The sequence below is a fragment of the Embleya sp. NBC_00896 genome, from assembly GCF_045207785.1.
Taxonomy (GTDB): Bacteria; Actinomycetota; Actinomycetes; order Streptomycetales; family Streptomycetaceae; genus Embleya.
Genome location: NZ_CP108776.1, coordinates 3589824 through 3616357 on the forward strand (window position 1 = coordinate 3589824; position 26534 = coordinate 3616357).

A 26534-nucleotide genomic window follows, 5' to 3' on the forward strand; every position below is an offset into this window, starting at 1 on the left:
CCGCGGTGTTACATCCGTGCCACGAGGTAGCCGATCAGCGTCGGCCCGACCTGCTTGGCGAAGTCGTCGTACGGCAACCTCGCCCCGCCCGGCCCGCTCGCACTGGACGAGAGGTAGACCTGTACGAAGTACGGGCCCTTGTAGAAGTAGATGTACGCGTCGTCCCGGAACGCGTCATCGGTGCCCAGCTTGGTGCCCAGATCCTCGAAGACGCCGAACGGCTTGCGCGTCCGGTCGCGCTTGGTCTCGGAGTAGTGCCCCTTGGCCGTCGCGGGCGTGCCGACCTCGTTGAGCGTGAGTTCGATCCTGGCGGACGACGGATACTTCGCCTCACCCGGGTCCGGTACCTCGAGGCTGAACGTGCACTGGTTGTCGACGGCTCCGGGGTAGTCGTACTTGACCGAGACGGTCGTGTCCGGCTTCTTGGACTTGACCTTCGCGCCCTTGACGACCTTCCCGATCTGGGTGTCCGTCAGCATCTCGCATGCCTTCGGCCAGGTCTTGCCATCGTTGGTCGCGTTGAATTTTGGCCCGGCGTCGGCCGGCGGCGCTGCGGGGAAAACCATCGGCCTGTCCACGGGGGCCGCGCTCGCGCCGCCCTTGGAGTCGCCGCCCTTGGCGTCGCCGCCCTTGGTCCCGGTGCCGCCTCCGCTCGCACCGGGCTTCCCGCTCTCGCTCGCGCCCGCGTTCGCGGTGTTCGAGTCGTCGTCCTTGTTCAGCAGCAGGAAGCCGCCGAGGCCGGCCGCGACCAGGACCACCACGACGGCGATCCACAGCACGAGCCGGTTGCCGCGCCGCGGCGGCACCGGCTGACCGTAGGGGGGACCGGGGTGACCGTAGGGTCCCTGTCCCGGTGGCGGAAAGCCCGGCGCCTGCGGCGGGAAGCCGGGCTGCGGCGGCGGGAATCCGGGCTGCTGGGGATACGGGCCGGGTTGGCCGTGGCCCCCGCCGTACGGTCCCGGCTGCTGCTGGGGTCCGGGCGGCCCCTGCCAACCACCGCTCACAGCTTCTGCCCGACGACAGCGGCCAGGGACGGGCCGTACTGACGGGTGATGGTGTTGCCCTTGAGCGGGGTGCCCTGCGAGTCCTCGATCTGCCCGGACACGGTGACCCACACCCGGAAGCCGTTCTTGTAGAACTCGATCCTGGTGTTGTCGCGGAACGCGCCGTCCACCCCGATCTTGTCGGCCGGGATGTCGTCGTACTGCGTCGGGAACGACTTCGCGCTCGTCTCCTGCTGAGTCTTCTCCTTGTCGAAGGAGGTCTTCTGCTCGGCCGGCGTCTTGTACCCGTAGGTGGTGATGTTGATCTTGGCCGGGTAGTCGTAGGACTGCAGGTTCGGCAGGTCGATCATGATGTCGCACTCGTTGTCGTTGACGCTGGTGCCGAACATGTTCGAGTACCGGCCCATGAAGCTCTTGCGCTCGCGCACCGAGGACTCGGGCACGACCGACTTGATCTCCTCGTCCGTCAGCAGGTCGCAGGCCTTGGGCCAGGTCTTCGGGTCGACGGTGATGCCGGTGACCTTCGGGCCGGTGATCGGCGGCAGCGTGGCCGGGATCTTCAGCTCGTTGGTGATGTCGACCTTCTTGGGGCCCGTGGCGGCCGTGTTGGTCGGGTTCGCGACCTTGCCCGTCGCGACCGGCGCGGGCACCTGGCTCTTGTCGGCGGCCGGGTCCTTCTTCTCGGTCGGGTCCTTGAAGCCGAGCACCGCGACCAGGATCGACGCGACGATCCCGGCCGAGACGACGGCGACCCAGGTGCCGATCACCTTCTTGCGATTGCGCCCCGGCTCCGGCGGCCCGCCGTACGGGCCCGACGCCTGATCCGGGTTCTGCGCGTACTGCTGGTAGTGCCCGTACTGGCTGTACTGCGGGTACGGCGAATGACCGGGCTCCTGGTAGCCGCCCGGCTGCTGATAGCCGCCCTGCTGCTGATAGCCACCGGGCGGCGGGCCCTGCGGCGGGGCGGGCTGACCCGGTTGCCCCGGCTGTCCCGGCGGGCCGGGCGGCATCGGCGGTACAGGCGGGTAGCCCTGACCATCGGTCATCGGGAGATCCCCCTCGGATCTTGGATTTCGCCTGGCGTTCGCTTGGCAGGCATCAGGCGCAGACATGCTGCCACGGGTGTGCCGGGGGCGCAGGGGTCCAGGGTGACGTTTGTGGCGACATTCACCTAAATAAGTCTCCGCTTGCGCACAACGTTTCGATGACGCCATGCGTCCGCGACCGAGGATCAACCTGCGCGTACCCGCCCCTCACAGGGGAAGAGGCACTAAAGTTGAGTCAGGAATACTCAAGCGATTTGACCGGTTGGATCGGACGGCTCATCCTTGAGCCACAAGCACTCAACTCTCCCCGTGGAGGAACCGAATCATGGCACGTGCGGTCGGTATCGACCTCGGTACGACGAACTCCGTCGTCAGCGTTCTGGAAGGCGGCGAGTCGACCGTCATCACCAACGCGGAGGGGTCGCGGACCACACCGTCCGTGGTTGCCTTCGCGAAGAACGGTGAAGTCCTGGTCGGCGAGGTGGCGAAGCGTCAGGCCGTCACCAACGTCGACCGGACCATCCGGTCCGTCAAGCGCCACGTCGGGACCACCTGGTCCGTGGCCATCGACGACAAGAAGTACACCGCGCAGGAGATCAGCTCCCGCATCCTGATGAAGCTCAAGCGCGACGCCGAGGCCTACCTCGGCGAGAAGGTCACCGACGCGGTCATCACCGTACCGGCGTACTTCAACGACGCGGAGCGGCAGGCCACGAAGGAGGCCGGCGAGATCGCCGGTCTGAAGGTGCTGCGCATCGTCAACGAGCCCACCGCGGCCGCGCTGGCGTACGGCCTGGACAAGGCCGACGAGCAGACCATCCTCGTCTTCGACCTCGGTGGCGGCACGTTCGACGTGTCGCTCCTGGAGATCGGCGACGGCGTCGTCGAGGTCAAGGCCACCAACGGTGACAACCACCTCGGCGGCGACGACTGGGACCAGCGGGTCATGGACCACCTGGTCAAGCAGTTCCAGAACGCCCACGGCGTGGACCTGTCCAAGGACAAGATGGCCCTCCAGCGCCTGCGCGAGGCGGCCGAGAAGGCGAAGATCGAGCTGTCCTCCTCGATGGAGACCTCGATCAACCTGCCCTACATCACGGCCTCCGCCGAGGGTCCGCTGCACCTGGACGAGAAGCTCACCCGGGCGCAGTTCCAGCAGCTCACGCAGGACCTGCTCGACCGCACCAAGGTGCCGTTCCAGAAGGTCATCGAGGACGCGGGCATCCCGCTGTCGGCGATCGACCACATCGTGCTCGTCGGCGGTTCGACCCGGATGCCGGCCGTCGCCGACGTCGTGCGCGAGCTGACCGGCGGCAAGGAGCCGAACAAGGGCGTCAACCCGGACGAGGTCGTGGCCGTCGGTGCCGCGCTTCAGGCGGGTGTGCTCAAGGGTGAGGTCAAGGACGTCCTGCTGCTGGACGTGACGCCGCTGTCGCTTGGTATCGAGACCAAGGGCGGCATCATGACCAAGCTGATCGAGCGCAACACCACGATCCCCACCAAGCGTTCCGAGATCTTCACGACGGCCGAGGACAATCAGCCGTCGGTGCAGATCCAGGTGTTCCAGGGTGAGCGCGAGATCGCCGCGTACAACAAGAAGCTCGGCATGTTCGAGCTGACCGGCCTGCCGCCCGCCCCCCGCGGACTGCCCCAGGTCGAGGTCACCTTCGACATCGACGCGAACGGCATCGTGCACGTGTCGGCGAAGGACCTGGGCACGGGCAAGGAGCAGTCGATGACGATCACCGGCGGCTCGGGCCTGCCGAAGGACGACATCGACCGGATGATGCGCGAGGCGGAGGCGCACGCGGAGGAGGACCACCAGCGTCGCGAGGCCGCGGAGACCCGCAACCAGGCCGAGCAGCTGGTGTACACCACCGAGAAGTTCATCAAGGACAACAGCGACAAGGTCCCGGCCGACATCAAGGCCGAGGTCGAGACCTCGGTCACCGAGCTCAAGGACGCCCTCAAGGGCGAGGACCTGGCCGCCATCCGCGACGCCGCGGAGAAGGTCAGCACCACGAGCCAGAAGCTCGGCACCGCGATGTACGCCAACGCCCAGCCGGGCGCCGAGGCCGGCCCCGACGGGTCCGGTGACGCCTCGGGCGGCACCGCCGACGACGACGTCGTGGACGCCGAGATCGTCGACGAGGACCGCAAGGGGGGTGCTGCGTGACCGAAGGGACCGGCTCGAACCAGGGCGCAGTCCCGGGCGACGCCCACGAGGCCGAGCCGAAGCCGGAAACCGGGACCGCCGCTTCGGCGGCGGCCCCGGCCCCCGGGGCGGCCGAACTGGCCGAGCTGCGCAACCAGCTCGGCGAGCGCACGGCCGACCTGCAGCGGCTTCAGGCCGAGTACGCGAACTACCGCAAGCGCGTCGAGCGGGACCGCAACGTGGCGGGCGAACTGGCCGCCATCAAGGTCCTGAGCGAGCTGCTTCCGGTACTCGACGACATCGGTCGGGCCCGCGATCACGGCGAACTGGCGGGCGGCTTCAAGTCGGTCGCCGAGTCGCTGGAGTCGATCGTCGCCAAGATGGGGCTGCAGAGCTTCGGATCCAAGGGCGACGTGTTCGACCCGACGGTGCACGAGGCGCTGCTGCACTCGTACGCGACCGACGTCACCGAGCCCACGTGCGTGGAGATCCTGCAGCCCGGCTACCAGGTCGGCGAGCGGATCATCCGTCCGGCGCGGGTGGCGGTCGCGGAGCCCACCGCGGAGGCCGACGACGACGGCGGTCCGGAGGAGTCGGGCGAAACGGCCGACAGCTGAACCGTCGCCGAGAACCAGACAACGAGAAGCGGAGAGGAGGGACGCCGATGCGCGGGTGGTATGAATCCGGAAACGGGCGCTCGGAGTTCGAGGGCACCCCGGACCGATCGGCGAGGGGCGCATGAGTACGAAGGACTACCTGGAGAAGGACTACTACAAGGTGCTCGGCGTCCCCAAGGACGCGGGCACGGCCGAGATCAAGAAGGCCTACCGCAAGCTCGCCGTCGAGTTTCACCCGGACAAGAACAAGGGTGACGCGAAGGCGGAGGAGCGGTTCAAGGAGATCTCCGAGGCCTACGACGTGCTCGCCGACGACAAGCGGCGCAAGGAGTACGACGAGGCGCGGGCCCTGTTCGGCAGCGGGGGCGGCTTCCGCGGCCCCGGCGGCGGGCAGACCGGCGCCGGTGGCTTTCCGTTCGACCTCGGCGACATCTTCGGTGGCCAGCAGGGCGGCGCGGGCAACACGGGCGGCCTGGGCGACATCTTCGGCGGCCTGTTCGGCGGCGGCCGGCAGACCGGGCGGCAGCAGCCGCGACGCGGCACCGACGTGGAGTCCGAGGTCACCCTCGACTTCGCGGACGCCGTGGACGGCGCGACCGTCCCGATCCGGCTGACCAGCTCCGAGCCGTGTCGGCACTGCAACGGCACGGGCGCGGCCGCGGGCACCACCCCGCGGATGTGCCCGACCTGCGCGGGCTCGGGCAACGTCAGCCGGCCCCAGGGCGGCTTCGGCTTCTCCGATCCGTGCCGGGACTGCAAGGGTCGCGGCCTGCTCGTGGACGACCCGTGCATCGTGTGCAACGGCAGTGGTCGGGCCAAGAGTTCGCGCACGATGCAGGTGCGGATCCCGGCGGGGGTCCAGGACGGGCAGCGGATCCGACTCAAGGGCAAGGGCGCTCCCGGCGAGCGCGGCGGCCCGTCGGGCGACCTGTACGTCGTGGTCCACGTCAAGGCGCACTCCGTCTTCGGACGCAAGAGCGACAACCTCACGGTCACCGTTCCGGTCACCTTCCCGGAGGCCGCGCTCGGGGCCGAGATCACCGTGCCCACCCTGGGCGGCGTACCGGTCACGCTCAAGCTCCCCGCGGGCACGGGCAACGGCCGCACGCTGCGGGTTCGCGGGCGCGGAGCGGCACGCAAGGACGGCACTCGGGGCGACCTCCTGGTCACCATCGAGGTGACGGTGCCTCAACAGCTGAACGACAAGGCGCGCGAGGCGCTGGAGGCGTTCCGCGAGGCGACCGTCGCGCACGATCCCCGAGCCGATCTGTTGGACGCGGCGAAGGGAGCATGACATGCGACCGGGCGGTTTGGGCGGCATCGGCGGGCCGGGGCGCGGCTTCGAGATCGACGAGACCTCCCCGGTCTACGTGATCTCGGTGGCCGCGCAGCTCTCCGGCCTGCATCCGCAGACGCTGCGACAGTACGACCGGCTCGGGCTGGTCTCACCGGACCGCACGGCCGGTCGCGGGCGGCGCTATTCGGCCCGCGACATCGTCCAGTTGCGCGAGGTGCAGCGGCTCTCCCAGGAGGCGGGCATCAACCTCGCCGGGATCAAGCGGATCCTGGAACTGGAGAACCAGGTGCTCGCGTTGCGCATGCGGGTCGCCGAGATGGAGCACGCGCTGCACGAGGCGACCGACGCGAGCGCTCAGCGCGAGGCGGCCGTGCACGCGTCCTACCGACGCGACCTGGTGCCGGTCCGGCCGCAGGCGGGCACCGCGCTCGTGGTGTGGAAGCCACGGCGCGGACGGGCCGACTGACGACCGACCGACTACCGGCGGGCCGTCGACGGGCATGGAGGGGCGTGGCTTCGGCCGCGCCCCTCTTTCGCGTGTGGCGACCTCCCCGCGCGCTCTCCCCACGCACTCTCCCCGTGCGCCCTCGACGCACTCCCCCGCACGCTCCCGGCAAGAGTTCCTTGATGCGGCTCAATACGCGTCAGTAGGGTCACCGCATGAAGCCGAATCGTCGGGATCTTTTGAAGTACTCGGCCGCCGGTGCGGCACTGGTCGGAGTGGCCGCGTGCACCGACGATGCCAAGGCCAAGCCGGACAAGAAGCAGACCGACGCCCCGAAGTCCGGTGATCCGGCCAGGAAGAGCGACGCCGCCGCCCCGGCCGGCACCACGCTGGAGCGCACGCTCGTGCTCGGCCCTCCCGGCGCGGGCGGCTACCGCAAGATCGTGGCCGGCCCCGGCGAGCCGCACATGGTGCGCGCCGAGCTCTCCCCCGGTGCCCCGGCGGCCGACAAGGGCACCCGCAAGTCGCTGGTCGCCTTCACCCAGCTGACGGACATCCACATACAGGACTCGCAGTCGACGGCGCGCGTGGACTTCCTGGACCGGCACAGCGACGCCGACCAGCCGCTCGCCAAGCTGCTGCCCTTCCAGTCGTCGCACCGCCCGCAGGAGGCGCTGACCGCGCAGATCGCCGAGGCGATGGTGCAGTCGCTGAACCGGATAGGCAAGGGTCCGGCCCTGGGCCAACCGCTCGCCTTCACCATCTGCACCGGCGACAACACCGACAACATCCAGTTCAACGAGTTGCGCTGGTACATAGACGTGCTCGACGGCGGCAAGAAGGTCACCCCCGACTCGGGGGACAAGAACAAGTACGAGGGCCCGATGGACGCGGTCGCGTACAACGAGCGCTACTGGCATCCCGAGGGCACGCCCGCCGGGCAGAAGGACGACCTCCCGCGCGGGAAGTTCGGCTACCCGACCGTGCCGGGCCTGCTCGACGCGTGCCGCCGCCCGTTCGACGCGACCGGCCTGAAGACCCCGTGGTACACCGCGTACGGCAACCACGACGGGCTCGTCCAGGGCAACCTGCCGGTGAGCGAGTTGCTGAGCAGGATCGCGGTCGGCGACGAGAAGGTGCTCGACCTCGCGCTCCCGACCGGCCAGACCATCGCCACGCTCGGCCTGGGCCTCCAGGAGGGCAAGCCCGACGCGCTCGCGCTGCTCCTCGCGGGCCCCAAGCGCAAGGTGACCGCCGACCCCGACCGGCGCCTGGTCGATCGCGCGGAGACGATCAAGGAGCACTTCAACACCACCGGCCTGCCCAAGGGCCACGGCTTCACCCAGCAGAACATCGACCAGACCACCGCGTACTACACGTTCGACCAGGGCTCGGTGCGCTGTCTGGTGCTGGACACGGTGAACCAGTACGGCAAGGACTCCGGCTGCCTGGACCCGACCCAGTTCGCGTGGCTCCAGGATCAGCTCGTCAAGGGCAGCTCCAGCTACCTCGACGAGGCCGGCAAGGTGGTCCAGGGCACCGGCCAGGACAAGCTGTTCGTGCTGTTCAGCCACCACACCATCGGCACGCTGACCAACAAGACCGTGCCCAAGGGGCAGCCCGCGCGCATCCTCGGGCCGCAGGTGCTCGCGCTGCTGCTGCGCTTCCCGAACGTGATCCTGTGGGTCAACGGCCACACCCACGACAACAACGTGAAGCCCTACCCGCGCCCGGCCGGCAGCGCCGTGCCCGGCGGCTTCTGGGAGATCAACACCGCGTCGCACATCGACTGGCCGTCGCAGGCGCGGATCGTGGAGATCGCCGACAACAGGAACGGGACGGTCTCGATCTTCGGCACGATCGTCGACTCGGCCGGGCCCGAGTCGCACGGCGGCAAGGTCGACAACCCGCTCGCCCTGGCCGCGCTGGCCCGCGAGCTCGCGGGCAACGACTGGCAGGAGCGCGAACGCCCGGACCCGAAGGTCGACGGGCGCCGGGGCCGGGTGGAGGACCGCAACGTCGAGCTGTTGGTCCCGGCGCCGGGTTGGCTCAAGTAACTCGACGGGCGGGGGCGGGGGCGCAAGACGGCACGGCTCGGACCACTCGGCCCGCTCGGGCGGCTCGGGCGGCTCGGGCGGGCGATCGCGCCGCTACCAGGCCACCGTCACGATCCGAGCGCAGCGCGACTTCGAGCGCTTGACCAGTTCGCCGTTGGGCCGGTCACTGCCCGCGACCCAGGCCATCGCCTCGCCGGGGCTGCGACCGCCCCGACGCTGGCGCCTGGTCAGCCGCTCGTCGCGGACCCGGTCGGAGGCGTGCACGTACCAGACCTCGGCCATCAGGCCGAAGGCGTCGGTCCAGCCGGGGGCGTCGAGCGCCAGGTAGTTGCCCTCGGTCACCACGATCCGGGTGCCGGGCCGCACCACGTGCCGGGCCGCGACCGGCTCGTGCAGCGTGCGGTCGTAGTCGGGCACGAACACGTCCCGGTCGACCTCGTCGACCACGCGCGCCAGCGTGTTCGCGTAGCCCCACACGTCGAAGGTGTCCACCGCGCCCTTGCGGTGCAGTCGGCCGATCCGCTTGAGCTGCGCGTTGGACAGGTGAAAGCCGTCGAGCGGTACGTAGGCGGCGACACCGGGCCCGACCCGCTGCTCGATCGCGCGCACCAGGCGGCTCGCGAGCGTGGACTTCCCGGCCCCGGGCGGACCGGCGAGGCCGAGCACGACACGCGGAGCCCCGGGCGTGTCCGGAATGAGCAGTACGGCCGCATCCGCGAGCGCGTCGAGTGTTTCGAGGGCACCGGACACATCTGGCATGTCCGCAGTCTAGGCAACCGGGGCCACGCACGGTTGAGTGGAATAGACTCAACTTAGTTGTGGTTGTCACAGTCAAAGAGCCGTTCGGGTGCGATACAGACGCGACACCGACGGAATGATGGCCGTGCCAACGCGTGCCCGAAGCGAAGGAGTCGCACACCTCCCATGGATGCACAGAAGCTCACCACCAAGGCCCAAGAGGCCCTTTCGGTCGCCATCCGCAAGGCCTCCGCCGCGGGACACCCCCAGGTGGAGCCCGCGCATCTGTTGCTCGCCCTGCTCGAACAGCCGGAGGGGATCGCGGTCCCGCTGCTCGGCGCGGCCGGCGTCGACGTACCGCTGCTCAAGGTCGCCACCGCCCAGATTTCGGATCGCCTCCCGAGCGCGTCCGGCTCAACGGTGGCCGCTCCGCAACTCGCCCGCGAGACGATGCTCGCGCTCGACGAGGCGGAGAAACAGGCCGACAAGCTCGGCGACACGTTCGTGTCCACCGAGCACGTCCTCGTCGGCCTCGCGTCCGGCCGGACCGGCCCGATCGCCGACGCGCTGCGCGACGCGGGGGCGACCGCGCAGGCACTGCTGGACTCCTTCAAGGCGGTGCGCGGCAGCGCGCGGGTCACCTCGCAGGACCCGGAGAGCACCTACCAGGCCCTGGAGAAGTACGGCCGCGACCTGACCGAGGAGGCCCGCGACGGCAAACTCGACCCGGTCATCGGCCGCGACTCGGAGATCCGCCGGGTGGTCCAGGTGCTGTCCCGCCGGACCAAGAACAACCCCGTCCTGATCGGCGAGCCCGGCGTCGGCAAGACCGCCGTGGTCGAGGGCCTCGCGCGCCGCATCGTCGCGGGCGACGTACCCGAGTCGCTGCGCGACAAGCGGCTGATCGCGCTGGACCTGGGCGCGATGGTCGCGGGCGCGAAGTACCGCGGCGAGTTCGAGGAGCGGCTGAAGGCGGTCCTGAACGAGATCAAGTCGAGCGACGGCCAGGTCGTCACCTTCATCGACGAGCTGCACACGGTCGTGGGCGCCGGCGCGACCGGCGACGGCTCGATGGACGCGGGCAACATGCTCAAGCCGATGCTCGCGCGCGGCGAACTGCGCCTGGTCGGCGCGACCACGCTGGACGAGTACCGCAAGCACATCGAGAAGGACCCCGCCCTGGAGCGCCGCTTCCAGCAGGTCTTCGTGGGCGAGCCCAGCGTCGAGGACACGATCGCGATCCTGCGCGGGCTCAAGAGCCGGTACGAGGCACACCACAAGGTGCAGATCGCCGACTCGGCGCTGGTCGCCGCGGCGACCCTGTCCGACCGCTACATCACCGCGCGCTTCCTGCCCGACAAGGCGATCGACCTGGTCGACGAGGCGGCGTCGCGGCTGCGCATGGAGATCGACTCGTCCCCGGTCGAGATCGACGAGCTGCAGCGCGCCGTCGACCGGCTGCGGATGGAGGAGATGGCGCTCGACAAGGAGACCGACGCGGCCAGCCGGGACCGCCTGGAGCGGCTGCGCAAGGATCTCGCGGACAAGCAGGAGCAGCTCAGCGGCCTGACCGCGCGGTGGCAGCAGGAGAAGGCCGGCCTCAACCGGGTCGGCGAGCTCAAGGAGCGTCTGGACGCCGCCCGCGGCGAGGCCGAGCGGGCCCAGCGCGACGGCGATTTCGAGACGGCCTCGAAGCTGATGTACGGGCAGATCCCGACCCTGGAGCGCGAGCTGGCCGAGGCCGCCGCGACCGAGGGCGACCGGGGCACGCACGGCACCGCGATGGTCAAGGAGGAGGTCGGCCCGGACGACGTGGCCGACGTGGTCTCGTCCTGGACCGGCATCCCGGCGGGGCGGCTGCTGGAGGGCGAGCGCGGCAAGCTGCTGCGGATGGAGGAGGAGCTGGGCCGTCGACTGATCGGCCAGAAGGCCGCGGTGGCGACCGTGTCCGACGCGGTCCGCCGGGCCCGCTCGGGGATCGCCGATCCGGACCGCCCGACCGGCTCGTTCCTGTTCCTGGGCCCGACGGGCGTGGGCAAGACCGAGCTGGCCAAGTCGCTCGCCGACTTCCTCTTCGACGACGAGCGCGCGATGGTGCGGATCGACATGTCGGAGTACGCGGAGAAGCACTCGGTCGCGCGGCTGGTCGGCGCGCCGCCCGGCTATGTGGGCTACGAGGAGGGCGGCCAGCTGACCGAGGCGGTGCGCCGTCGGCCGTACTCGGTCGTGCTGCTCGACGAGGTGGAGAAGGCCCACCCCGAGGTCTTCGACGTGCTGCTCCAAGTGCTCGACGACGGCCGGCTGACCGACGGCCAGGGGCGCACGGTGGACTTCCGCAACGTCGTCCTGATCCTGACCTCGAACCTGGGTTCGCAGTACCTGGTGGATCCGGCGCTGACGTCGGAGCAGCAGCGGCAGATGGTCATGGACGTGGTGCGGACCTCGTTCAAGCCGGAGTTCCTCAACCGGCTCGACGACATCGTGCTGTTCGACGCGCTGGGCACCGCCGAGCTGGCGCACATCGTCGGGCTCCAGGTCGAGCGGCTCGGCGCCCGGCTCAAGGACCGCCGGATCACCCTCACGGTGACCGACGCGGCCCGCGAGTGGCTCGCGCTGACCGGGTACGACCCGGCGTACGGCGCGCGTCCGTTGCGCCGGTTGATCCAGACCGCGATCGGCGACAAGCTCGCGCGCGAACTGCTCGCGGGCGAGGTGGCCGACGGTGACACGGTCCTGGTCGACCTGGACGGGGCGAGCGACACGCTGGTCGTGACGCCGCGAAGGGCGAGCGCCAAGACGCTGTGAGGGTGCTCCGCGGGACGCGGTGAAGGCGCGCGCCGGGACGCCGCGATCGGGCGGATCGCGGCGTACGGCAGGATGCGAAGACCGATGGTGACCACGGCGCCGGGACCTCTTGAAGGTTCCGGCGCCGTGGCATGGCAGCATGCATGACTACAGATCTGACGGTGCGTCACACAAATGGCGGTCGAGTCGGATCCAGGACACGACAAGATCGCTCAGCCTCGGACGAAGCGGGCAAAACCCGCCAAGCCGGTAGCGTCGGCGTGACAGATATCATCGAGTCAGTGATTAAGTTACCAGTGGGTAAGATACCCGCACGGCCGTACGCTGTCGGCCGATACACGCCCCGGAAGGGACGTCCCACCGGAGGAGCCGAACGCCCATGCAGCTCGCAGCGATCGTGATCTCGCTGGTCATCAGCGTGGTCGGGTTCGCCCTACTCGGGCGCACCGCCGCATACATCTTCTCGTTCGTCAGACTCGGGCAGCCCGTCCGCGGCCGGACCAGTCAGGCCGGCAAGCGTCTGGGCACGATGCTCACCGAGACGGTCGGCCACACCCGCATGCTCCGCTGGGGCATCATCGGCGCCGCCCACTGGTTCGTCATGGTCGGCTTCGGCGCCCTCATCCTGACCCTGGTCAACGCGTACGGGCAGCTCTTCTCGCCCGAGTTCGCGCTGTGGGGACTCGGGCACTGGGACGTGTTCGAGGCCTTTACCGAGTTCATGGGCCTGATGACCATCGTCGGCATCCTCGTGCTGATCGTGATCCGTCAGCTGACCCACCCGCGCCGGGCCGGGCGCAAGAGCCGGTTCACCGGATCCAACTTCGGCCAGGCGTACTTCGTCGAGTTCGTCGTCGGCTCGGTCGGCGTCTGCATCATGCTGCTGCGCGGCCTCGAGGGCGCGCTCTCGGGAGTCGACGCGTACGAGCCCGGCTACTGGGTCAGCTACCCGCTGGTCTCCGCGTTCGGCGGGCTTTCCGAGGGCTCGCTGGAAAACCTGATCTACCTCGTCGCGATGATCAAGATCGTCATCTCGATGACGTGGGCGGCCACCATCGGCCTGAACCCGTCCATGGGTGTCGCCTGGCACCGGTTCCTGGCGTTCTTCAACATCTACTTCAAGCGCAACGCCGACGGCGCGGTCGCGCTCGGCGCGCTCCAGCCGATGACGTCCGGCGGCGAGGTCATCGACTTCGAGGACCCGGCCGACGACGCGGTCTTCGGCGTCAGCCAGATCGAGCACTTCTCCTGGAAGGGCCTGCTCGACTTCTCCACCTGCACCGAGTGCGGCCGCTGCCAGTCGCAGTGCCCCGCGTGGAACACCGGCAAGCCGCTGTCCCCGAAGCTGCTGATCATGTCGCTGCGCGAGCACGCCTTCGCCAAGGCGCCGTACCTGCTCGCGGGCGGCGGCAAGGACGAAGAGGGCAACGAGAAGGCCACCCCGGAGCAGCTCGCCAAGGTCCCGGCCGCGGCACTCGCCGAGGCCGAGCGGCCGCTGATCGGCACCGCCGAGGAGAACGGCGTCATCGACCCGGACGTGCTGTGGTCGTGCACGACCTGCGGCGCGTGTGTCGAGCAGTGCCCGGTGGACATCGAGCACGTCGACCACATCGTCGACATGCGCCGCTACCAGGTGTTGATCGAGAGCGCGTTCCCGTCCGAGGCGGCGACGATGCTCAAGGGCCTGGAGAACAAGGGCAACCCGTGGGGCGTGGCCACCAAGGCCCGGCTCGACTGGGTCAAGGAGCTCAAGAAGTCCACCGGCATCGAGGTCCCGATCGTCGGCCAGGACATCGAGCCCGCCGAGCTGGAGTACCTGTACTGGGTCGGCTGCGCGGGCGCGCTCGCCGACGGCCCGAAGAAGACCACGAAGGCGTTCGCCGAGCTGCTCGATATCGCCGGGGTCAAGTACGGGATCCTCGGCAAGGAGGAGTCCTGCACCGGTGACTCCGCGCGCCGGCTCGGCTCCGAGGTCGTCTTCCAGATGCTCGCGGCGCAGAACGTCGAGACGCTCAACGCCGCGTTGGAGGACGCGCCGAAGAAGCGCATCGTCACCACGTGCCCGCACTGCTTCAACACGCTGGCCAACGAGTACCCGCAGTTGGACGGCCACTTCGAGGTCATCCACCACACCCAGCTGCTCCAGCACCTGCTCGACGAGGGCAAGCTGATCGCGGTCGGTCCGGTCGACGGCCTGGTGACCTACCACGACCCCTGCTACCTCGGTCGGCACAACAAGGTCTACACGCCGCCGCGCGAGATCATCGCGCGGGTGCCGGGCCTGCGGAACGAGGAGATGCACCGGCACAAGGAGCGCGGCTTCTGCTGTGGCGCCGGCGGTGCGCGGATGTGGATGGAAGAGCGGATCGGCAAGCGGATCAACAACGAGCGGATGGACGAGGCGCTGTCCCTCAAGCCGGACATCGTCTCCACCGCGTGCCCGTTCTGCCTGGTGATGTTCACCGACTCGATCAACGCCAAGAAGCAGGCGGGCGAGGCGAAGGAAGAGCTCCAGGTCGTGGACGTGGCGCAGCTGCTGCTCCAGTCGGTCAAGGTGCCGGAGCCGCCTGCGGCCGAGGACGTGCTCGAGGACGCCGAGGCCAAGTAGGTCGCTGCGCGTCGTTCGGCGATCGCCGTCGTTCCCCTGGGTGGGGGGGGCGGCGGCGATCGTGGTTCGGGGCGGCCCCGGCGCGGGGGTCCGGGGCGGGGTTCGAGGCAGGGGTTCGGAGCGGGGGTTCGGAGCGCGATTCCGGGCTGGGCTCGGGCTCGGGTTTTGTGCCCGAATTACGACCATCCCGGTACGACACCACAGGTCGAACTGCCGGTACCGTCATTGGTGTGACTGGCAATGGACCCTACGACCCGTACCGGCAACAGCCCCCGCCTGCCGGCCAGGGTTACCCACCTCAGCACGGCGGGGCTTACGGCGATCAGTATGGCCAGTACAACGGCCAATATGGGCAGGGGCAGCAGGTTCCGCCGCCTCCGCCGCCTTCGGGTGGTCAGGGGGGGTACGGCGGGCAGGGCGGGTATGGCGGCCAGGGCGGCTCCGGCGGCTCGGGTCAGGGTGGTTCCGGCGGGCAGGGCCGTTCCGGTCAGGGCGGCTCCGGGGATCCGAACTACGGTCCGCTGTCCCTGCCGGACGAGACCAGCCTGTACATCTACGGCGCGCCGCCCGAGGAGTACACGTCGGTCGTGCCGTCGGTCGCGCCCCAGCACCAGCAGCACTACCCGCAGCCGCCGCAGCAGTTCAGCGGCCCGCCGCCGCGGTACCTGCACTGGAAAGAGGCCCTGAGCGGCCTCGTGCTGCGCCCGCTGCGCACCATGCACGACGTCCGCGACCAGGCGCTGTGGTGGCCGGCGCTGATCCTGTCCGCGCTCGGCGGCGTGCTCGCGGTGCTGGCGAACGACTCGTCCCGCAAGGAACTGGTCGACTCGACGCTGAGCACGAGCGTGCCCGCGCTCGGCATGGTCGTCCTGGTGGTGCCGGCGTTCTGCGCGCTGCTCGGGCTCGTATCGCACGCGCTCGCCACCCAGTTCGGCGGCAACGGCGCGCCCGGGCCGTTCATCACGCTGTCGATGATGGTGGTGTGGATCACGGACGCCCCGCGCCTGGCGGTCGCGCTGTTCGCGCCCGACGACAACGCGATCGTGACCGGCATCGGCGTCGCGTCGTTCGCGCTGACCGCGTGGATGCTGACCGTGCTGATGATGCGGGTACACGAACTGCCGTGGCCGCGTGCGCTGGGCTGTGTGGCGGTCGAACTGGTCGCGCTGCTGCTGGTGCTCAAGCTCCCGCTGATGTCGTGAGCCCCGCTGACGTCGTGAGTCGAGGTCGGGGCGAGGCCCGGCGCCGAAGCCCGGCGTCGACCTGCTTCTGACGCCGAGTCAGCCCGCGGGCGAACCGTGCCGGAAGTGGACCACGCGGACCACAAACGGCACGGTGAACCCGCGTTGCGGATCTGTTCGGCAACCGTTCCGGGCGGTGTACTCGTAGCAGTACATCCAAACCGCGCGCGATTTCCCTTCGTCGCCGCGGGTGCGAGGATCGGAACGGACATGCTTGTGCGGCAACGCACCCGGGCTGCGCTCCAGGCCGCCGCCCTCTTCTACGTCGTGGATCGGGGTTGGCCCGTCCTGCCCGGTGCCTACGTCGAGGACGGCCGCTGCTCGTGCGGGGACGTCGACTGTCCGGACCCGGGCGCGCACCCGGCCGCCGAGGCGGGACTGACCCGGGCCACCCGGTCGACCGACGACGTGTGGGAGTGGTGGAGCGGCAAGCCGTACACGGTCCTGCTCGCGAGCGGCCTGGAATTCGACGTGCTGGACGCCCCGGCGAACGTGGGCTACGCGGCGATCCGCCAGCTCGAACTGGTCGGCTTGGCCCCGGGACCGGTCCTGCATCTGCCCAGCGAGCGGTTGTTGTTCCTGGTCGACCCGGGTGCGCGGAACCTGTACTGGTACACGGTCGACCACAACGACGCGGCCCGGTTCGACGTCCGCCACCACGCGGTGGGCCACTTCGTACCGGCCCCGCCCTCGTCCACCGCGTGCGGCGAGCGGACCCGCTGGGCGGTCCCGCCGGACCCGATCGAGCGCGGGCTGCCGGGCGCGGTGGACGTGCTGGGCGCGTTGACCCGGTTCAGCACTCAGGCGTCGAGGATCTGGCCCTGACGGGTGACGACGGGAGGCTGCACGGACCACGGGAAGTTGATCCAGTCGTCGGTGTGCTTCCACACGTACTCGCACTTCACGAGCGACTGCGGCTTCTCGTAGACGACGGCGCAGCGCACCTCGGCGACGTTGCCCTCGCAGAAGTCCCGAACCAGCAGCAGCGTCTTGCCGGTGTCGGCGACGTCGTCCGCGATCAGCACCTTCTTGTTCGAGAAGTCGACGACGTCCGGCACGGGCGCGAGCATGACCGGCATGTCGAGCGTCGTACCGATGCCGGTGTAGAACTCGACGTTGACCAGGTGCAGGTTCTTCACGTCGAGCGCGTACGCGAGCGCGCCGGCCGCGAACACCCCGCCCCGGGCGATCGACAGGATGATGTCGGGCTCGTACCCGTCGTCCGCGACCTGCATGGCCAGCTCACGCGTGGCCTGGCCGAAGAGCGGCCAGGTCAGGTTTTCGCGCACGTCACTCATGTCCGGGTATGCCTATCTTCTGTTCGCGGCGGGGCTGGGCGGGGCTGGGGCGAAGGAGCGGGACGGGCGCGGACGCGTCCTAGTCGCGCACGTTCGTCCGGTGGAAGTTCTGGTACGAGCGGGACGGGGTGGGCCCGCGCTGTCCCTGGTAGCGCGACCCGTACACCGAGGACCCGTACGGGAACTCGGCCGGCGACGACAGCCGGAACATGCACAGCTGGCCGATCTTCATGCCCGGCCACAGCTTGATGGGCAGCGTCGCGGCGTTCGAGAGCTCGAGCGTGACGTGGCCGGAGAAGCCCGGGTCGATGAACCCGGCGGTGGAGTGCGTCAGCAGCCCGAGCCGCCCGAGCGAACTCTTCCCCTCGAGCCGCGACGCGACGTCGTCCGGCAACGAGATGACCTCGTAGGTCGAGCCGAGCGCGAACTCACCGGGGTGCAGGATGAACGGCTCGCCCTCGGGCGGCTCGATCATGCGCGTCAGGTCCGGCTGCTCGATGGCCGGATCGATGTGCGGATACTTGTGGTTTTCGAAGACCCGAAAGAACCGGTCAAGCCGGACGTCCACACTCGACGGCTGAACCATGGCCGGCTCGTAGGGATCGATCCGAACCCGACCGGAGTCGATCTCCGCGCGAATGTCCTTGTCCGATAGAAGCACGCGAGAAAGGGTAATCGCAGGTCCCCGGATCCACCCAAACGGTCCCGCGAATCGATGCTGCGACCACGCACGACCATCCGGTAGAGTGACGACAGGTCGCCTCCAGAGGCGTCTGTTGCGGGCGTAGTTTAATGGTAGAACATGAGCTTCCCAAGCTTAGAACGCGAGTTCGATTCTCGTCGCCCGCTCCACGCGTTGAGGCCCAGTTCACGGACATGATCCGTGAACTGGGCCTCCGTCGTTTCCGGGCTCGCTACGCCTCGCGTACGGGGTTTGTACCGGATGCGGGTCGATGTCGGCCCTGAACTTCTTGACCCGCTTCGCAATGACGTCGGCAACGGGCTTGGCCGCGCGACTGCCACCTCGTGGAAGCAACGTCCGGCCCTACCCGTTACACATCCACCCTGAGCCGATGCACCGTATTCCCGGCAGTGGTGGCGCTGCGAGACTTGCGGGGGAGCCCGGCAAGCAGGGATTGGCCTCCTCGCGTCGTTGAAGTCGCGGGGGCGCGACAAGCCGACCGAGTCGTCGACCGCGTTGCCCGTCGGGCGGCCGGCTTGAAGGTCACCACTGGGTTGTCACTGAGCAACGCGACTATGAAGTGTCCTCCCAGAGCCCGTCCCAGGCGGAGCAGTGTCGGTGTGGTCACCGGTCGGCCGCCGTCCTCAAGGCGGCGGATGACCCGCTCGTTCATCCCCGCGCGGCGGGCAAGCTCCGCCTTCGTCCAGCCGAGTGCAATGCGGCGGTCGTAAACGGCTTGGGCCATCGCGTCACCGAGCGCGGCCTCCGCATACGCCTGGTCGAACTCCTCGACCTCGCCCGTGGTCATCGCGTCCGCGTGGGACGTCTCAGGGACGGGCTCGGCGGCGGCCTTCGCGGCCCTGCGACGCATTGCCTCACGCGCATTCATCGTCCTGCCTCCGTCATTCGTCTCGTCCGTCGCCGTCGGTCTTCCCGGTTTGCCACCAACCGCTCGTCACCAGCCGCCCAGTTCCAGCGGCTCCCCGGCGAAGATGATCGCGACCGGCGCACCGGAGTGGTCGTTCTGGCATGTCTTCATCACCTGTCTGGCACGCTCGACCTGCACGTGCTCGTTCATCCTCTGCTTGCGAAACACCGTCAAGAGCACCGCGGTCGCGTCGGTGCGGATCCAGTAGGTGATCCGCATCGCCCGGTTCGCCAAATCGAACCGCAGCTCGAACAGCCCTTGGCCGAGCGGCTTGGACCGGGGCATACCCATACGTTCGCCCTCGTTGGCCAGCCGTTCGACAAAACGCTTGACAGTGCCCCGCTGAGCTGCGGACAGCCCTTCAAGCCATGCCCGCACCTCGGGCTCCATCTCGATCGCGAACACACCACTCATCCTACCGGACAATTTTGTCCGCCCTCGGGTTCGTATCCACGAAGGTGATGCATCGCTCTGCAATGAGGCGACGGACGAAGCGCTCGCCGACTTTGCGCCGTTCGGCGGCCTGGGGGACGGTCAGGAGCCGTCCGGTCTTGTCGATCACGGAATCAGGTCCCTCGCAGGTCAGGACGGTCAGGTCGCTTCCTGGCGGCGCCCGTATGCGAGAGGATCTCGGCGTCTTGTCCCGACACCGTTGGGTGTTTGGTCGGTGCGAGGCGGCCTGTTGCGGCCGTTGCCGAATGACGGCCGGGTGGTGCGTTGGGTCCGACTGGGTGGACGAGGAGCCGTTTCGTTCACTTGGCCGGAGCGTGTGCGGTCAAGCCGCTTCGTATCGCGCGGCGAGGTAATCGAGCTTGGCGCAGAGGCCGTTGGTGAGGAGCGAGGCCAAGCGGTGGACTGCGTCGGCGGGGACGGGGCCGAGGTTGACCAGACCGTCACTGTGGACGTTCGCTTCCGCCTTGAGCGCCCCGAAAAAATCGTCCAGGCCGGCAGTCGTCAGCCGTGCGGCGAGTTCGAGCGTGGCGTTGTTGGCTGTGCACCAGCCACGGACGTAGAGGATGCCGGCGCGCAGTTCTTCGGCCGGAGGTGCGCAGGCGCGGGCGTTGTCGGCTGCGGAGCGCATGGCGGTTCCTCCTGTCAGATGGGGTCGGCCGTTGCCGCGGCGAGGAGTTCGGCGAGGTGGTGCGCGGCTTCCGGTGTCGTGCGGCCGAGTTCGACGAAGCCCTGCCCGAAGGCGTTGACGTCCGCGCGCAGGTACGGGAAGTGCTCGGCGATGCCGGTGGCGAGCAGGACGTCTCGCAGGGTTGCGACGGCAGACCGCGCTTCGTGCCAGGCCGTGGTGTCGATGGGCGACCAGGAGGCCGCGTCCGGATCACTCATCGTCCGTTCCCTCGGCTGCGGCAGACAGGTTGCGCGAGGCGATCAGGAGATGACCGGCGAGAAGCGCGACCGCGTCCCGGTCGAGAGTGGATTCCTCGGTGGGCTTGCTGAGCCACTGGTAGCGGCCTCCGGTTTCGACGCCCGGTCCGGGGACGAGGAGGTACCCGCCGACCGAGAGGTACCGGTACGGCACGTCCCCACGCAGAACCGTCAACGCGCCCGCGAAGAAGGGCTCCCCGACCGGCGCGATAAGGAACGCAGCCTTCCGTGCCCGATGGTCGATGGCCGACGGCGGAGCCTGGGAGCCAAGCCACCGGTACCAGTCGACGGCTTCGAGCCCCAACCGATCCGCCACGACGACCGCGTCGAAGACGTGGCCGGTCACCCACAAACGAGGCCCCCGAGGGTGCTCGGTTCCGTCCGAGTCGCCCATGGCTGCGAGCAGCCAAGCGCCGGCGGATTCACTCGCCTGACGAAGCGTCATGTTCATCTCCCGAAGCCCGCCGGTCGCTCCGACCGGGCACCACCAAGGTGCGCCGGCGGCACCGGTCCGAGGCAGACGGCAAGGGATGACAAGGGGTGACACGCCTTGTCACCTCAGTGTGCGCTCAGCAGATCAACTCACTGCGACTCTTTGACGACGCTTCGTGTGCGTGAGCATGATGGCTGAATCTGGCTCCGCTTCAGGGGAGGCGATTCGTGGTGTCGACCACCACGCCGTACCGAGCCGCTCTTCTGCGCGCGGCTCGTGATCGCCTCGGCTGGAAGAAGCCCCGTCTCGTCTACGCCCTCCGCCAGGCCGCCGCGCAGGAGGGGCGCTCCCTGCCGACCGACACATCGCTGTTGCGGAGCATTGCCCGGTGGGAGAACGGCCAGACGCACCCGACCGACTATGTCGAGTTGCTGGTGAAGGTCTACGGCGAACCGGCCCACCGTCTCGGGTTGGCCGATGTCCCGGCCACGCAGGAAACCCCCGGGACGGCCTACCCCACCACCCCCACCGACGGAATCGAGTCCCTCGCGGCGTTGTGGCGCGCCGATCTCGCGCCCGGTAGCGACGTGCAGGCGCTGTCTCCCGACCCGGCCGCCTGGAACGCGGCACCACTCGTGTGGCTGGTCTCCGGCGGGCAAGAGCAGTTGCCGAATTCCCGAACACGCACGCAAGTAGGCGCATGCGACGTCGAAACCGTCCGCGCGACCGTCGACGTGTACGCCGACCTGGACAACCGCTTCGGAGGCGGACACGGCCGCCGAGCCTTGATCCAATACCTGGACGGCGACGTTGCCGAATTGCTGACCGCCCGCAGCACGGAGCCCGTGGGCCGAGCCCTGTTCGCCACCGTCGCCGAAGCCACCCTCCTCGCGGCATGGATGAGCTACGACAGCGGCCACCACGGCTTGGCCCAGCGCTACTTCATCCAAGCGTTACGCCTGGCCCAGACCGCCGAGGACCGTCGCCTTGCCGGAAGCATCCTGTCCGCGATGAGCCACCAGGCCACCTACCTCGGCCGCTTCATCGAGGCGGCCAACCTTGCCCGCGCCGCGCAGCTCGGCACCACGGGCCACGCGACCCCGACCCTGACCGCCCAGTTCCTCGCGATGGAGGCCCGAGCCCTCTCCCGCCTCGGTGACCACGCAGCCTGCAACGCCGCCCTGACCCGAGCCACCACGATCTTCGAGCGCAACAATCCCGGCGAAGACCCGGAGTGGATCGGCTACTTCGACCAGGCGGAGCTATCCGTCGAACTCGGCCACTGCTTCCGCGACATGCGCCAGGCCCGCCAAGCCACCACCTACGCGGAACAGTGTCTCGGCGGCACCGACGGCCACTACATCCGCAGCGACTTCTTCGCGACCATGGTCCTAGCCGAAGCCCACCTGGCGGCCGGCGAACTCGAACGCGCGTGCCGAACGGCGTTGGACGCCCTAACGATCGGCCGCCAACTCAAGTCCGCCCGTTGTGTCTCCTACCTGGCCGCATTCCGCAAGAAGGTGGACTCCCGCAGCGACTCAACCGCAGTTGCCGAATTCCTGGAAGAGGCCGCCGGTTACCGCATGTGGCAGCAAGCCGCAGGCTGACCCACCCTCAGAACGGCTTCCAGCCGTGCCGGTCCCCACCGGACCGCAGATCCGAGATGCGCCGCTCAACCTCCGCCGCGACCTCGGCGTCACCGGCCATGTTCTGCGTCAGCCACACGGTCATCATCAACTCACGCATGTCCGCCAGTACCGGGTATCCGTACCAGTTCATGACATCGAACCCGTACGCATTCACGAACGCCTCGTACTCGGCCCGGGTGTGCCACCCGTACCGCTCGTAGTACATCGCGGTCAGCACCAGGTCCCACTCACGCGGCCCAAGCGCGAACCCATCCAGGTCGATTAGGACCGCCCGCCCCGCCTCGTCAACGAGCGCGTTCCCGACGCTCGCGTCCCCGTGCACCAGTCCGAACGGAAGCACGAACTCCAGAGCGTCATACCGCTTCCGCAGTTCCTCGGCCCGCTGCCGAAGAAACCCACGGTCGTCATCACCCAACGCCACCGCGGCGTCGATCCGCCCCCAGGTCGCCGCCAACGGCTCCAGATACGGCAGACCCAACGACGCCGGTTCCTCCAGCCAATGCAACCGCCGCAGCAACTCGGCCAACGCGACCACACCGGCGAACCGCTCCTCCTCAGCCACCAGCTCCCAGAACGTCACCACCCGCCCGTCAACCACGAGCGGTTGCCGAATCCGCGACGTAACCCGCACCGCCGGGAACCCCACCTCGGCAAGCCACCGAGCCGCAGCCACAGTCCGCTCATGCTCATCAACCCGGTCCGCCGACCGAGCCACCCGCACCACATCAGGATCGCTTAACCGAAAGACAGCGTTCTCCCCAAGCCGCAACAGAGACGCCCCCTCAGCGCTCAGCCCAGCCACAGCACACGCCGAGCCCAACACCTCCCGAGCATGCTCCGCAGTAAACGCCCCACCGGCCCCAGCCACCCCGCCATCCGCCATACCGCGAAGCTACCCGCATCCCGTGCCCTGTCGACCCACCAACGGCGCCCAATCGACCACTGCCGAATTTGGCTCTACTAGATCAAGTGGCGTGCCCGGACGGGCACGCCACCGTCCGGACAGTCCAGGCCCCGCCGCGCGTGCGGCGTGGCCGCCGGTCCCGGCGACCCCATCGCCCGGCCCGCTTTGAGCAGGTGTCATCTTTCTCGCAACAAACTCGCTCTCCCGACTCGGCCCTGGGATTGAGAGCCGGGACCAACGTCCCACGCTCCTGCCGGGAGTGGTCTCCACGACGTCTGGTCGGGGCCATCCAGCGTGTGATTTTCGTGCTTGTTCGGGTCAACGCGCGCAGCCGATACTGTTGCCTTGCCAGCATCCAGCGTCCAGCCAGGGGTCGGTCAGCTTTGTCGAGCATCTACGACCAGGGAAAAGCCGCGCTTGACGAACTTATCGAGTGGGCTGAGGAATACGCGTCTGGCGAAAGTCGAAATGAGGCGACAACCCGCCTCCATCTGATCGACACGCTGCTGACCGATGTTCTGAAGTGGCCTAAGTCAAGTATTCGCGCCGAAGAGCCTGCGGACTCCGGTCGCATCGACTATGCGCTCGGCTCGCCCGGCACCCAGTTCATCATCGAGGCAAAGCGCGAAGGCATTTATTTCGATCTCCCGGCTGGTATGTCCAGCGGAGTGTACAACATTGAGAACATCAGTTCCGGAGAAAAGGGGCGCCCTCTGCGCGATGCCCTCAAGCAAGCTGCCGGGTACGCCGCGAGTAATGGCGTCGCCCCTGCAGGTGTCACCAACGGGCATCAGTTTGTTTTCTTCATTGCAGCTCGAACAGATGGAGTACCGCCCCTGAAGGGCAAAGCGCTAGCTTTCCCGAGTTTGACTGATATGCGAACCGAGTTCAGGCTTCTATGGGATAATGCATCGCAATATGGAGTCGACAAAAAAAATCTTCATCGAACCGTTAATCTGCGCGAAGCCCCTCCACCCGAGTCGCTATCCATTCACCTTTCGAACTACCCTGGATCGAAACGCCGGAACAGCCTGCAATCAGGCCTGGACATCTTGGGAGAACTCTTTCTTGTTGATGTGACTCGCTTGGAAGAGCTTCGCAAGGATTTTCTTCGAGAATGCTACTCCGCCAGCGGCGCACTTTCACAGTACGCGCAGGTCAGTAAAGAGATTCTGCGTACGCGCTACGCCTTGCTAAGCGAAGAAAATGGCCCCGTCGTATTGCCTGTCGAAGACAAGAAAGGGATCAGTCCGAGCCTTACGCAAGACATGCTAGCCGCAGCCATGTCTCGGCGTCCGATTGTCCTTTTGGGCGACGTGGGGGTTGGCAAAACAACATTTATCCAACGCCTCGTTTATGTCGAAGCCGAAGAACTATTCGAGCAGGCATTCTGCCTGTACATCGACTTTGGGTCTACCACGACGCTGAGTCGACTTGACAGCTTCGTCGTAGAGGAGTCAATCCGACAACTGCGCGACAACTATAACAAGGACATCGAGGACGCCGACTTCGTCGAAGCCGTTTACCACGGGGCCCTAAATCGATTTGACAAGCAAGTCATGGGCCGGTTGAAGGATATTGACCCCGTTGCCTACCACAAAGAGAGAATTAATTTTCTACGAGCGAAGGTCGAAGAGCGCGCGAACCATTTGAAAGCAAGCCTTGAGCACCTACGGTCCAATCAGCGCAAGCAGGTCGTAATTTTCCTGGACAACATTGACCAACGAAGCAGCAATGACCAGGAGCAAGTATTTCTCATTTCGAATGAGCTCGCGCAGAATTGGCCCGCCACGGTGTTCGTAACTCTTAGACCCGAGACGTTCTACAGATCGAGCCAACGTGGCACGCTCTCTGGATACCAGGCTCGGGTATTTACTATCTCACCGCCTCGCGCAGATGTGATGCTGCAGAAGCGAATCGACTTTGCCTTGTCCCAGCTTTCCCAGACCGGTAGATTGGACTCCTTTCCTTCTGGGGTGACGCTCGACAGCGAGAGTCTCGTCTCCTTCCTCGAAATCCTTGCCGATAACTTTAGGAACAACGATGACCTGTTGGCCTTGATCGACAATTTGGCCGGCGGTAATATGCGGCTAGCTCTGGGTTTCGTCACGGAATTCATTGGAAGCGGCCATATTGACACCGCCAAAATGCTGCGCATCTGGGCGGAATATGGTCAGTATAAAATCCCGCTTCACGAGTTCCTGCGCGCACTGCTATTCGGAGACGGCGTCTACTACAGTCCCGACGCATCACCGATCGCAAACCTTTTTGGTATCTCGCAGCCCGATGGGCGCGAACATTTCCTACTACCACTGTTGCTCAGCCAAGCCCAGGCCCTCGGCGAGCGCGCTAGCGAAGAGGGTTACGTACAGTCTGAGGTGCTCTTTGATTTCGCACAGCATTTGGGATTTGACGTTGAGCAAATCACTGCCTCACTTGACCATGCAGTGAACAAAAGATTGATGGACACTGCCCCACGTCATTCTCATGACGGACCGCGACTTCACTATCGCATCACGACCGTCGGCGCGTATACGGTGCGAATCCTGTTGGCGTACTTTGCATACGTTGATGCGGTTCTAATCGATACACCGATTGTCGATCAGCAGTATCGGCGACTAATCGAAGATGTGCATAACCTTCCCGAGCGAGTAAATCGCACAGAGTACTTCCGGTTGTATCTGGATCGCCAGTGGTCGAAGGTCAACAGCGAGGGACTTCCTTGGCGTTGGTCCGACACGAGCGAAGTGCTTTCAAAGGACATCCGCCGGGTGGGTCGGCGTGCTGACCCGGAAACCTGGGGCTGGGACTCTGACAACCGCGACGCAGAGCATTCCTGATGACTTGACGCTCGCAGCCCGGTTCCCAGCACCAGAGATTAATGTGCAACATTCACGGAGTGCTTCTGCGCCATGGGCCGCACACTTCGGCTCGTGTGCAGGTCGAGCCACCTCAAAGCCGTGTGACTCAAGGCGTCTTTATGCCCGGGGTAAGTGTTGGAGCTGCTGCTGGCACTAGCGGAGTCTCGGGCCGGTGCCACCGGCGCGAATTCGGGGCTAGTCAGGGGGTGTTTGAGGCCCCGTATTCGAACGGCGCTTCCCAAGTTTAGAACGCGAGTTCGATTCTCGTCGCCCGCTCGTGTGGTGAAGGCCCAGGTCACGGAGGATTTCCGTAGACTGGGCCTTCGCAGTTTCCCGCATCGCCGCGCCTCGCATGCGGGGTCCGTGCCGGATGCGGGTCGATGTCGGCG

22 protein-coding genes, 1 tRNA gene and 1 pseudogene are annotated in these 26534 nt (G+C 67.5%); 12 read left to right on the forward strand and 12 right to left on the reverse strand.

Annotated features, from left to right (window positions below):
* Positions 1-8: 8 nt before the first annotated feature.
* Entirely contained in the window at positions 9-806 is a 798-nt protein-coding gene (locus OG928_RS16245) for a hypothetical protein (protein ID WP_406284283.1), read from the reverse strand.
* A 194-nt stretch (positions 807-1000) separates the two neighbouring features.
* Positions 1001-2050 carry a hypothetical protein gene (locus OG928_RS16250; protein WP_406284284.1) on the reverse strand — a complete coding sequence of 350 codons (1050 nt, stop codon included), beginning with the start codon at positions 2048-2050 and terminating at the stop codon, positions 1001-1003.
* A gap of 325 nt (positions 2051-2375) precedes the next feature.
* Here OG928_RS16250 and dnaK point away from each other — a divergent pair, with 325 nt between their 5' ends.
* From dnaK to OG928_RS16275, 5 genes are all read left to right on the forward strand, one after another.
* Complete coding sequence (gene dnaK, locus OG928_RS16255; RefSeq protein WP_406284286.1) at positions 2376-4226, forward strand: molecular chaperone DnaK; 1851 nt, start codon at positions 2376-2378, stop codon at positions 4224-4226.
* Positions 4223-4822 carry a nucleotide exchange factor GrpE gene (gene grpE / locus OG928_RS16260; protein WP_406284288.1) on the forward strand — a complete coding sequence of 200 codons (600 nt, stop codon included), beginning with the start codon at positions 4223-4225 and terminating at the stop codon, positions 4820-4822. The genes dnaK and grpE overlap by 4 nt, the downstream gene beginning before the upstream one ends.
* Before the next feature lie 121 nt (positions 4823-4943).
* Complete coding sequence (gene dnaJ / locus OG928_RS16265) at positions 4944-6116, forward strand: molecular chaperone DnaJ (RefSeq protein ID WP_406284290.1); 1173 nt, start codon at positions 4944-4946, stop codon at positions 6114-6116.
* Position 6117: 1 nt separating this feature from the next.
* The gene (locus tag OG928_RS16270) at positions 6118-6585 is read left to right on the forward strand and encodes a heat shock protein transcriptional repressor HspR (protein WP_406284292.1); all 468 of its coding nucleotides are present in this window, start codon (positions 6118-6120) and stop codon (positions 6583-6585) included.
* A 194-nt stretch (positions 6586-6779) separates the two neighbouring features.
* The gene (locus tag OG928_RS16275; RefSeq protein WP_406284294.1) at positions 6780-8621 is read left to right on the forward strand and encodes a TIGR03767 family metallophosphoesterase; all 1842 of its coding nucleotides are present in this window, start codon (positions 6780-6782) and stop codon (positions 8619-8621) included.
* 93 nt (positions 8622-8714) lie between these two features.
* Here OG928_RS16275 and OG928_RS16280 read toward each other — a convergent pair whose 3' ends face one another.
* The gene (locus OG928_RS16280; protein ID WP_406284295.1) at positions 8715-9380 is read right to left on the reverse strand and encodes a nucleoside/nucleotide kinase family protein; all 666 of its coding nucleotides are present in this window, start codon (positions 9378-9380) and stop codon (positions 8715-8717) included.
* A 165-nt stretch (positions 9381-9545) separates the two neighbouring features.
* Here OG928_RS16280 and clpB point away from each other — a divergent pair, with 165 nt between their 5' ends.
* From clpB to OG928_RS16300, 4 genes are all read left to right on the forward strand, one after another.
* Positions 9546-12164 (forward strand): ATP-dependent chaperone ClpB, encoded by a 2619-nt coding sequence (gene clpB / locus OG928_RS16285; protein WP_406284297.1) that lies wholly within the window; start codon positions 9546-9548, stop codon positions 12162-12164.
* Between the two features lie 379 nt (positions 12165-12543).
* Entirely contained in the window at positions 12544-14772 is a 2229-nt protein-coding gene (locus tag OG928_RS16290) for a (Fe-S)-binding protein (protein ID WP_406284299.1), read from the forward strand.
* Positions 14773-15002: 230 nt separating this feature from the next.
* Positions 15003-15974, forward strand: coding sequence for a Yip1 family protein (locus tag OG928_RS16295; RefSeq protein WP_406284301.1), 972 nt, complete (start codon positions 15003-15005; stop codon positions 15972-15974).
* 249 nt (positions 15975-16223) lie between these two features.
* Entirely contained in the window at positions 16224-16838 is a 615-nt protein-coding gene (locus tag OG928_RS16300) for a bifunctional DNA primase/polymerase (RefSeq protein ID WP_406284303.1), read from the forward strand.
* Here the strand turns inward: OG928_RS16300 and OG928_RS16305 are convergent.
* Together OG928_RS16305 and dcd are read right to left on the reverse strand one after the other, a co-directional pair.
* Entirely contained in the window at positions 16814-17311 is a 498-nt protein-coding gene (locus tag OG928_RS16305; RefSeq protein WP_406284305.1) for a phosphoribosyltransferase, read from the reverse strand. The genes OG928_RS16300 and OG928_RS16305 overlap by 25 nt on opposite strands.
* 79 nt (positions 17312-17390) lie before the next feature.
* The gene (gene dcd / locus OG928_RS16310) at positions 17391-17972 is read right to left on the reverse strand and encodes a dCTP deaminase (protein WP_406284307.1); all 582 of its coding nucleotides are present in this window, start codon (positions 17970-17972) and stop codon (positions 17391-17393) included.
* A 117-nt stretch (positions 17973-18089) separates the two neighbouring features.
* On the opposite strand from dcd, the gene OG928_RS16315 reads away from it, so the two are divergent.
* Positions 18090-18163: transfer RNA gene (locus tag OG928_RS16315), tRNA-Gly, on the forward strand.
* Between the two features lie 200 nt (positions 18164-18363).
* On the opposite strand, the gene OG928_RS16320 is transcribed toward OG928_RS16315, so the two are convergent.
* From OG928_RS16320 to OG928_RS16345, 6 genes and pseudogenes are all read right to left on the reverse strand, one after another.
* Positions 18364-18882, reverse strand: a complete 519-nt coding sequence (locus OG928_RS16320) for a helix-turn-helix domain-containing protein (protein WP_406284308.1) — start codon at positions 18880-18882, stop codon at positions 18364-18366.
* Positions 18883-18948: 66 nt separating this feature from the next.
* Positions 18949-19335 (reverse strand): type II toxin-antitoxin system RelE/ParE family toxin, encoded by a 387-nt coding sequence (locus OG928_RS16325; protein WP_406284310.1) that lies wholly within the window; start codon positions 19333-19335, stop codon positions 18949-18951.
* A 37-nt stretch (positions 19336-19372) separates the two neighbouring features.
* Positions 19373-19480: pseudogene (locus tag OG928_RS16330) on the reverse strand (excisionase); the annotation flags it as partial.
* A gap of 216 nt (positions 19481-19696) precedes the next feature.
* Entirely contained in the window at positions 19697-20002 is a 306-nt protein-coding gene (locus tag OG928_RS16335; protein ID WP_406284312.1) for a hypothetical protein, read from the reverse strand.
* 14 nt (positions 20003-20016) lie between these two features.
* On the reverse strand, positions 20017-20259 hold the full coding sequence (locus OG928_RS16340) for a hypothetical protein (RefSeq protein WP_406284314.1): 243 nt from the start codon (positions 20257-20259) through the stop codon (positions 20017-20019).
* Positions 20252-20743 (reverse strand): hypothetical protein, encoded by a 492-nt coding sequence (locus OG928_RS16345; protein WP_406284316.1) that lies wholly within the window; start codon positions 20741-20743, stop codon positions 20252-20254. Before OG928_RS16345 ends, OG928_RS16340 begins: the two co-directional genes overlap by 8 nt.
* 215 nt (positions 20744-20958) lie before the next feature.
* Between OG928_RS16345 and OG928_RS16350 the strand changes: the two genes are divergently transcribed.
* Complete coding sequence (locus OG928_RS16350) at positions 20959-22338, forward strand: hypothetical protein (RefSeq protein ID WP_406284318.1); 1380 nt, start codon at positions 20959-20961, stop codon at positions 22336-22338.
* Positions 22339-22345: 7 nt separating this feature from the next.
* Here the strand turns inward: OG928_RS16350 and OG928_RS16355 are convergent, their stop codons facing one another.
* Positions 22346-23263 (reverse strand): phosphotransferase, encoded by a 918-nt coding sequence (locus tag OG928_RS16355; RefSeq protein WP_406284320.1) that lies wholly within the window; start codon positions 23261-23263, stop codon positions 22346-22348.
* Between the two features lie 404 nt (positions 23264-23667).
* Here OG928_RS16355 and OG928_RS16360 point away from each other — a divergent pair, with 404 nt between their 5' ends.
* Positions 23668-26124, forward strand: coding sequence for a hypothetical protein (locus tag OG928_RS16360; RefSeq protein ID WP_406284322.1), 2457 nt, complete (start codon positions 23668-23670; stop codon positions 26122-26124).
* Positions 26125-26534: the final 410 nt, after the last annotated feature.